6 protein-coding genes are annotated in these 9,383 nt (G+C 46.2%); 3 read left to right on the forward strand and 3 right to left on the reverse strand.

Features of this window, described 5'->3' with window-relative positions:
• Positions 1-396: 396 nt before the first annotated feature.
• The 3 genes from priA to QUB64_RS18070 form a co-directional block, all read right to left on the reverse strand.
• On the reverse strand, positions 397-2,982 hold the full coding sequence (priA, locus tag QUB64_RS18060) for a primosomal protein N' (protein WP_333270179.1): 2,586 nt from the start codon (positions 2,980-2,982) through the stop codon (positions 397-399).
• 311 nt (positions 2,983-3,293) lie between these two features.
• A complete protein-coding gene (locus QUB64_RS18065) occupies positions 3,294-5,399 on the reverse strand; it encodes an ATP-binding protein (RefSeq protein WP_333270181.1) in 2,106 nt (701 codons plus the stop codon).
• A 100-nt stretch (positions 5,400-5,499) separates the two neighbouring features.
• Positions 5,500-6,522 (reverse strand): ABC transporter substrate-binding protein, encoded by a 1,023-nt coding sequence (locus QUB64_RS18070; protein WP_333270183.1) that lies wholly within the window; start codon positions 6,520-6,522, stop codon positions 5,500-5,502.
• 605 nt (positions 6,523-7,127) lie between these two features.
• Between QUB64_RS18070 and QUB64_RS18075 the strand changes: the two genes are divergently transcribed.
• The 3 genes from QUB64_RS18075 (at position 7,128) to QUB64_RS18085 (ending at position 8,784) form a co-directional block, all read left to right on the forward strand.
• Positions 7,128-8,072, forward strand: coding sequence for a fused MFS/spermidine synthase (locus QUB64_RS18075; RefSeq protein WP_333270281.1), 945 nt, complete (start codon positions 7,128-7,130; stop codon positions 8,070-8,072).
• A 39-nt stretch (positions 8,073-8,111) separates the two neighbouring features.
• A complete protein-coding gene (locus QUB64_RS18080; protein WP_333270186.1) occupies positions 8,112-8,282 on the forward strand; it encodes a YqaE/Pmp3 family membrane protein in 171 nt (56 codons plus the stop codon).
• 109 nt (positions 8,283-8,391) lie between these two features.
• Positions 8,392-8,784 (forward strand): VOC family protein, encoded by a 393-nt coding sequence (locus QUB64_RS18085; RefSeq protein WP_333270189.1) that lies wholly within the window; start codon positions 8,392-8,394, stop codon positions 8,782-8,784.
• Positions 8,785-9,383: the final 599 nt, after the last annotated feature.

A 9,383-nucleotide genomic window follows, 5' to 3' on the forward strand; every position in this document is an offset into this window, starting at 1 on the left:
TGAGACAGAATTGGGCGATCGCTCAGGTATGGCAACAAGTTGTAGGGTGCGTCGCCATTAACAATCTCTAACTAAAAATAGAAAATCTGATAGCGACGCACCGGGCGAAATAGGTATCAGGTGCGTCAGCTTGGAGATTTTCGATTATTGACAAAATCGTTGAAGCTGACGCACCCTACGATTCCTCTTGGGATAAGAATACCGGGCGGTTGAAACCGCGTCTATACAGACAAAACCCGCGGCTCGACTGAGCTTCGCCGAACGTCCTCCGCGGGTTGAAGATGCGATCGTTTAAGTTACGTTTTTTCTTCAGTCCCTCTGAGCTCGGACATTGTTTGTATAGACGCGGTTTCAACCGCCGTCCGATCTTATAGATTCTCGCTTTTCCATCCCCAATCAACCAAAATTAAACGGATCGACATCAATAGTTAAACTAACAGAACGCGGTGTACGTGAAGCGAAGCTATCCCGAAGGGAATCGCGCAACCCGATCAAATCCGACAAATCCAGCGACTCATCCAAAGGTAACTTCAGCAAAATCTGCCACCGATAGCGATTCGCCACCCGCATAATCGCCGCCGGTGCAGGGCCCAACATCTCGCAGCCAGTCCCCGAAAGTCGATCGATATACTGTTGACAAGCAGACGCCAATTGTACCGCAGTCACCGCCACTTCCGCCGCATCAGCACTGCTCAAACGCAACAAAATCAACCGCCCCGAAGGTGGATAATTTAGCGCCGCCCTTTCTGCTAATTCCGTCTCCACAAAACTCGCATATTCATGCCGCCTCACCGCTTGAATTACCCGATGTTCGGGAGTGTAAGTTTGAATAATTACCCGCCCCGGATCGTCGCCTCTCCCCGCACGTCCCGCGACTTGAGTTAATGTTTGAAAAGCTCGTTCGCTGGCGCGATAATCGGAGAAATTCAGCAACCCGTCAGCAGACACAACTCCCACTAATGTAACTTGAGCTAAATCTAACCCCTTCGTCAGCATTTGCGTGCCCAACAAAATATCTGCTTCCCCGTTGGCAAATTGAGTTAACAATCGGCGGTGATCGCCCTTATTTCTAGTAGTGTCGCTATCAAACCGAATCGCCCGCAATTCTGGAAACAATCTCGTTAATTCCTGTTCGACTCGCTGGGTGCCGCTACCGAAGTTTTTGAAATAAGGAGAACTGCATTCTGGGCAGTTTTGCGGGTGTCTTTCCGTGTGATTGCAGTAGTGACAGCGCAGGATTTCTGCACTTCCCTCGCCGATGTGGTGATAGGACAAAGAAACATCGCAATTCGGGCATTCCATCACGTAGCCGCAACTCCGACAAGAGACAAACGTGCTGTGTCCTCGGCGGTGAATAAACAGGATGCCTTGCTGTTGTCTTGCTTGCAATTGTTCCAGCGCGTTTTGCAGGGAAGTGCTGAAAATTGAGCGGTTTCCTTGCCGCAATTCTTGGCGCATATCGACTACTTCCACGGGCGGCATCGGGCGGGAATAAATGCGAGTTGGTAATGATAAATAATGGATAGTTGGTAACGAGTAATCATCTCGGCGCGTCCCCACCAACGTCTCTAAAGCTGGTGTTGCGGAACCTAAAATTAACGGACAATTTTCTAATTCGGCGCGCCATTTGGCGACATTGCGGGCGTGGTAGCAGGGTGCCGGTTGGTCTTGTTTGAAGCTGCTGTCGTGTTCTTCATCCAGGATAATTAAGCCGAGGTGCGGTAAAGGTGCAAAAATGGCCGATCGCGTGCCGATGACAATTTGCGGCTCTCCAGTCAGCATCTGGCGCCATGTATCGTAACGTTCGCCGTCGGATAGCCCGCTGTGGTACACGCAAATTTGCTCGCCAAACCGGGCGCGGAATCTGTCTGTCAGTTGCGGTGTCAACCCGATTTCCGGGACGAGGACGAGGGCGGATTTGCCACTGGCGAGGATTGGGGCGATCGCCTGCAAATACACTTCAGTCTTACCAGAACCTGTAACGCCGTGCAACAGCACTTGACGGAATCCCGAAAAACTGTTAATAAACGCTAAAGCTTCAGCTTGAAAATGGGTTAAAGTTTTGGGTGCATCGGGAATTTGGGCAATTCCGCGATCGCCCCTGAGCACTTCCCTTTGATCGATGACAACGCTACCTTTTTCTTCCAATTTTTTGACAACCGAAATACCCGCGCTGCAAATTCTCAGCAAATCATTCACCCACATTTCACCGCCACCGCGCCGCAAAACTTCCAATACTTCTTGTTGTCGCTTGGTTAAATCCGTGACAAAGGCGCTGGGGATTAATATCACCGCCGGTTTGAGTTGTGGTTTCGGAGGATGCGGCGGTTCTAAATAACTTTCCACCCAACCGCGTTGCAATAAATCTTTCAATCCCCGATAACTTCCCTTGACTTGGCGCTGAAGGTATTGCCAAGTGTAATCGCCTTTTTTTTGAGCTTGCAGCAATTGCAAAATTTGACTGGCTGCGGGATTGAGAAAAGTTTCGGCATTCGGAGAAATCGCCTCCTTAATTAACCGAATTCGGCGCACGGAACGGCTTAACAAACCGGGCGGCAGCGAGGCTCTAATTACTTGAATTAATGGGGTGCAATAATAGACGGATACTCGTTCTATTAGTTCCCAATAACTAGCAGGAAAAAAGCCCGTACTCACAACATCTTCGACATCTTTCACCCGCGCCGGATCTAAGCCTGCCGGCAGTTGAAAAACGAACCGAATCGCGATCGCCCCTACCTGTTGGCTGCCAAAGGGTACACTCAAAATATCCCCCGGCTGCACGTTCAATTGGGCAGGTAAGCGATAGGTAAATAACTTGTTTTCCTCCCCAGGCGAGTCCCCCGCGCCCTTGAAAGGCGAGTCCACCAACGCCTCGATCCACTGTGCCGGCGCGGTGGGGCGGTGGGGCGGTTGGTTGCTACCGTAGGATGCCCCGGCCTCTGCCGCGGAGGGGGTTGATAAGCCAAAAGTGACAGTAGACATAGGGTTTCACATCAAACTAGGAGGAGCCGCGGTCATAGGGAGTTTTTATTATCTCTCAGTTTAGCTTATTAAGACTAAAATCCATGAGACATCTCGCTTCTAACTTAGTCTCGATCCCCCTAAATCCCCCTTAAGAAGGGGGACTTTGAGAATACTCCTATCCCCCCCTTTTTAAGGGGGGTTAGGGGGGATCGAGATCCTAATCGTCAGACAGCAGAGTGATACTACATTTAAGCTTAACTTGACACGCTTTAGACAGGCGCCATCTCCTTAGCCGATATCTGTACGTTAGTCAACAGAAAACTGGTATATTAACTGCGGGATTTGGCGATCGGAATCTCGATCGCAAATTCAGTCCCTTCTCCCGCTGCGGAGATGCACTCCAACTTCCCACAGTGTTTGTCTACAACAATTTGATAGCTAATTGACAGCCCCAAACCTGTACCAGTACCCACTGGTTTCGTCGTAAAGAAAGGGTCAAAAATTTTGGTTTTCACTGCGTCATCTATTCCCGGCCCATTATCCTTAATACTGATTTTAACCCAATCATTTTCCTGAATAAAGGTACTAATTATAATCTGACTACGAGAGTGAGTTTTATGTTTGTTCACAGTCTGGTCTTCTGGATTGTGCAAAGCATATATGGAATTACTCAAAATATTCATAAATACTTGATTTAGCTGTCCCGCATAACATTGAACAAGTGGCAAATCTCCATAATTTTTGACAATCTCAATTTCATCACAATTGGGCTTAGCTTTGACAGCACTCTGCAAAATCAAGAGCGTGCTGTCAATTCCCTCGTGAATATTAACTGGTTTTAGGTCTGATTCATCCAAGCGAGAGAAATTTCGCAAACTTAGTACAATTTCACGAATGCGGTTAGTACCAACTTTCATTGATGACAATATTTTCGGCAGATCCTCACCGAGAAACTCCAGATCTGTATCTTCAATCAAATCAGCAATTTCAGCCTTAGGATTCGGATATTCCTGCTGGTACAAATCGATTAAACTTAATAGGTTGTGACTGTAGGTACTAACGTGAGAAAGATTGGCGTGAATAAAATTAACTGGGTTATTAATCTCGTGAGCCACACCAGCAATCATTTGACCCAGCGAAGACATTTTCTCTGTTTGAATTAGTTGAGCCTGGGTTTTCTGTAAATCTTGCAGAGTTTGTTTGAGTTGTTGAGATTGAGCAGTAGCAGTAGCAGCAAGTTTATCCTTAATTTGCAAGGTTTGATGCAGTTCTTCTTCAGCGCGCTTGCGCTTGGTGATGTCAAAAATTACTCCATCAAGCCAGAGAATATCGCCGTTTTCATTAAATACGCCCTGACCTTTGTCTGACACCCATCTCACAGTCATATCCGCTCGAATAATGCGGTACTCGATGAAATAATCCCGTTTTTTTAAAATTCTCTTATCGATAATGTTTTGTACCATTACTGCGTCTTCAGGATGGATGATGCTGTTAAAATTTCGCACTCGATTGTTCATAAAATCAGTGGCGGCGTAGCCAGAAATATCGGCGATCGCATCACTGATAAACTCAATTGTCCAGTCGGAATCCAATACCCATCGATAGACAGCACCTGGAATATTAGAAACCAAGGTTCTGAAACGTTTCTCGCTGTCTTGCAGCACCTCGGTATGGGACTGAATGCGATCGCCCATTTCGTTAAAAGCGGCTGCAATCTGAGCAAGTTCGTCAGAACCTCCCAGTTGCGCGCGAACTCCCAATTTTCCTTGGCTGAAGCTATTGCTCGCTGCTACCAGCCTCGCAGCCCGCCCAGTCAAGGTTTGATCGAAAAACAACCAGACAATTATGCAAAATACAGCTAATCCAATACTCGTTTCAGTCGATCGCTGCAAAGCATCTGCATAAGCTTGTTGCTTGAGTAACAAAATATCATACTCTACCAAAAGAATGCCGACTCTCGAAGGCCGAACTTCTCCCGGCCCGGCTCCCAACAAAACCGGATAAATTGCCCAGGTACTCTCTTTATTTTCAGCAAGCTTGACTTCTCCTGACATCTTTTCCCGAACTTGGGAAAATTCTGCTAGCAAATAGTTAGGTAATGAAGTGTCGCTGACTGGGCGATTCCGCAATTCGTAACGGGTTGCCAAAATTATGCGGTTATTTTCATCACAAAGTAAGGCCAAGCGGATATTGCGATCGCTCCCCAACTTGCTAATCGCGATTTCCACTTGCTCAACATCTCCTCTGCGGTACAAATATTCCAGCATTCCTGAGATTTGATTGGCCGAAAACTTTAAATCGTTAATTCCATTTTCTTCTTGCCGGCGGTACGACTGATCTACCTCCCGTTGAAAAGAAAATAAACCCAGCAAACTACCGAAAATCAGCAGAATCAAAGGAATTGACAAACGCAGAGAAAAAGGAAATCGTTTCATTGTTACTAAATCAAGTAGGTGAGGATGAATAAACTTAACTACAGAATTTGTCAACTCAAGACTCACACTTATTTTTAACAATTCCGAGAAACACTTGAGTTCACAACTTCACATTTTTGACCAACCTCTCGTCCAACAAAGGAGCAGAATCTACAGCTTTCGGCAGCAATTTGTTTTCTAGCATCACTTGAGACAATCGCTTGACGCCATTCAGCAATGAGGGGTCTGTTTTTCCTAGTAACTTTTGGTTTTCTTCGAGGTTTGGACTGCTCAGCCCCTTTAAAGATTCTAAGAATTGCTCTGGAGTAACTCCTGTACGGGGAGCCATGCGACTCGCAGCATCCTGGGGATTTTTTGTCAAGTAATCTAGGGCGCGAAACCGACCGTCAACTAAAGCCTGCAAAGCCTTGGGCTGCTTGTTAATTACCTCCTCGCGTACGATCAGAACATCAACAATTTCACCGGGAATTTGCGAACTGTCAAACAGTAGTTTCGCACCTGCTGCGAGCAGCTTTGTCCGAGCCGAGCCAAAGGTAACAACAGCGTCTACCTTTCCATCTTTAAAGGCTCGTTCATGTTCGGATACTCCCAAAGAGACAATTTTGATATCTTGAGGTGACATACTTTTTTGCTCTAAGGCACGGGTAATTATGAATGCTCCTAGCGCAGTAGATTCAACTCCTACAGGTCGGCTTTTTAAGCCTTGCAAATTTTGAATTTCGGGTTTGCCGAGAATCACATCCCCACCGTTAGAGAAATCCATTACAACTACAATTTTAACGTCGGGATTGGTTGCTGCCAATACCAAAGCTTGGTCGATGGATATGCCCGCTGCTTCAATTTCTCCATTTCGATAGGCTCGTACCTCTTCTGTACCTGAAGGGTAATCTACTAATCGAATAGGAGTATTATCATAGTACCCTAAACTGCGAGCCAAGTACAGAGTTTCATAGCCTGGCCAAACATTGGCACCGACTCGCAAAGGCGGTTCTGTTTTGGTGCAACTAGCTAATATGGTTGTACACAGGGTGACGACCACAATACCAAGGGTAAAGCTTTTTTTGAGTTGGCGGCTCAATTTTCTCCAAAACTTGAGGTCAAACATCTGAGGATTTTTCAACATATACTTAGGTAAGCTCCTGCTGATTCATTCGTCAATTATACTTGCTGGCGAACACTTAACTTCAGGTAGTGCGATCGCCAACCTTTACCAATTTACTCAATATAAACGCCGAGCGCAAACTTGTAGCAGGGGTTTGAATGTGAACAATTGCCCTGCAACAAATAGCCTCTAACAAACAACTTTGTAGCCAACCCCGGCGGGTACAAGTATTAATACCATTTTGATAAAGTTTTGCCATAAAAATATTCGTAGGGTGCGTCGCGCTCAAAAATTCCTGGCATTCAATCGACTTTTCGAGTAGCGACGCACCTGACACGGGTATAGCAAACCAAACAATTGTTGGGAAAGACTGAAACCGATGGTTGTTTGCAGGATAAAAAGTTTCTCAGGTGCGTCGCGATGAGATTGTCGATATGCAAGGCGAGAGTTTTTCATGGCGGCGCACCGGCTCGACTGCTTTGCAGGCTTTTTCCTTGTTCCATAGGACTTCTGCTGTAAATTCAACTCCAATATGTCGATCGCACTCACACATCCGCGCCATTTTGTGGTAAGAATTACTACTTGTGACAAAATCGACACAGCAGTTTACATTTGGAGAGTATTGGATGTCAGGTAGCGAAGTCCGTGCAGACTTTTGGATGAGCGAGTACATTACCCCTTGGGATATTTACGTTCACGGCGTCATCGGCGTGCTCGCTTACAAAAAAACTGCCTACCAGGAAATGTACGTAGTTCAAACCGGTACCTACGGGAAAGGCTTAGTTTTAGACGGCAAATGGCAATCTTGTACAGGCGACGAATTTCTGTACCACGAACCCCTGGTGCACCCAGCGATGATTTGTCACGGTTCGCCCAAAAAAGTGCTAGTTCTCGGCGGCGGCGAAGGAGCTACAATTAGAGAAGTGCTGCGCTGGAAAACAGTTGAAAAAGTCGTGATGGTAGATATTGACGGCGAAGTAGTAGAAGCTTGCCGCGAGCACCTGCCAGAAATGCACCAAAACGCCTTTGACGACCCCCGCTGCGAAGTAGTAATCGGCGACGCTTTGGACTATTTAGACAACACTGACAGCGATTGGGATATTGTGATTTCCGACTTATCCGATCCCATTGAAGAAGGCCCATCTTTCCAGTTATTTACCAAGGAGTATTTTGAGAAAGTTCGCAAGATACTGTCACCTAACGGGTATTTCGTAGTACAAGCAGGCCCAGTTTCTCCAGCAGAAATGAAAATGCACGCCCGCATTGTCAACACCCTGAAATCGGTTTTCCCCAACGTTCAATCCTGCACCAGCTTTATTTCTACCTACGGAGCTCCTTGGGGTTTCGCGGTAGCTTCCAGCCAGGAAATAAACACGCGGCCCGAACCCGAAGTTACCGACAAATTGCTCGCCGACAAAACAATTGGCGGGTTGCGGATGTTAGACGGGATTACACTGTTGGGACTGATGCAAGTTCCCGGTCACTTGCGGCGGGTAATCGCCGAGGAAACCGAAGTTTACACGATCGCAGCACCGCCTAAATTTTTCGGGAAAGGTTCTGTCGGTCAGTGAAGTTAAATTGAAAGAGAAAAGTCGTTTGGAGTAACTCACATGGGCAGTTTAATCCGCATAATCGCTGCAATTTTTCTTCCCCCGCTGGGCGTATTTTTGACTGTCGGGATTGGCACTGATTTTTGGATCAACTTGGTTCTGACATTTTTGGGATTTATTCCCGGCATTGTCCATGCTATTTGGGTAATTGCCAAGAACGATCGGGGCTAGGTTTGTACGAAAGTTTGTAGGGTGCGTCAGGGGGAAAATTATTGAGTGTGCGATGTCAAATTCAGCCCTGACGCACCCTACGTTTATTTAGGAATACCCAGAAGCAAAAATGATGAACTTCTCCTACACAATTCTCTATGTTAAAGATGTTTATCAAGCCGTTGCTTTTTACGAACAAGCATTTGGATTAAAGCAACGATTCATTCATGAAAGCGGGCAGTATGCCGAGATGGAAACAGAGACAACAACTCTCGCGTTTGCCGCTAACGACCTAGCAAAATCGAATCTTCCACAGGGATTTCAAGAAAATAGTCTGTCCAGTCTACCTGCTGGTATGGAAGTGGGTTTTGTGACAGACGATGTAGCGGCGGTTTTTCAAAGTGCGATCGCAGCCGGTGCTAATGTTGTGGTAGAACCTAAAGTTAAACCTTGGGGACAAACAGTAGCATATGTTCGTGATTTAGACGGCGTTTTGGTTTCCATCAACAGCCCAATGTCATGAAAAATTAATCATTGGGTGGCGGGTTTATTTGAATTGTTAGTTGGTATGAAATAGTTTTAGGTAAATCAACCAGAAGACTTGTAGGGGCGGGTTCACCAATAATATCTGTCACCAGCCCAAGGATATATAAACCCGCCCCCACCCAACGAATAGCTAACAGGCTGCATCTATTTTGATTGTCATGCAATAATGCAGGTTGATATTGTCTGTGGAGTGGGGATCAATACGGTTTACTTAAGGATTTTTGACGAATTTCTTAAGTCAACCATATTACGGTAGGGGCGGGTGCCGGAGAATAATTCATGAAATAATTGACTGTATCAAGGCCGGCACCCGCCCTCTTAAGTAAACCGTATTGGGGTGGGGGCGAGTTTATTTAGATTGTTGGTTGGTGTTGGATATTGTGGGCGAACCCGCCCCTACGATATTTGGGTAGATAGGGAAATTTGGACTGATTTTGAGGTCGATTTGATATTATCTGTGGGGTGGGGGCGGGTTTATTTAAATTGTTTGTTGGTGTTGGATATTGTTGGTGAACCCGCCCCTACGATATTTGGGAAATTAGGAAATTTGGATTGATTTTGAGGTTGATTTGATAT

Origin of the sequence: Microcoleus sp. Aus8_D2, assembly GCF_036702665.1 — a bacterium.
Lineage (GTDB): Bacteria > Cyanobacteriota > Cyanobacteriia > Cyanobacteriales > Microcoleaceae > Microcoleus.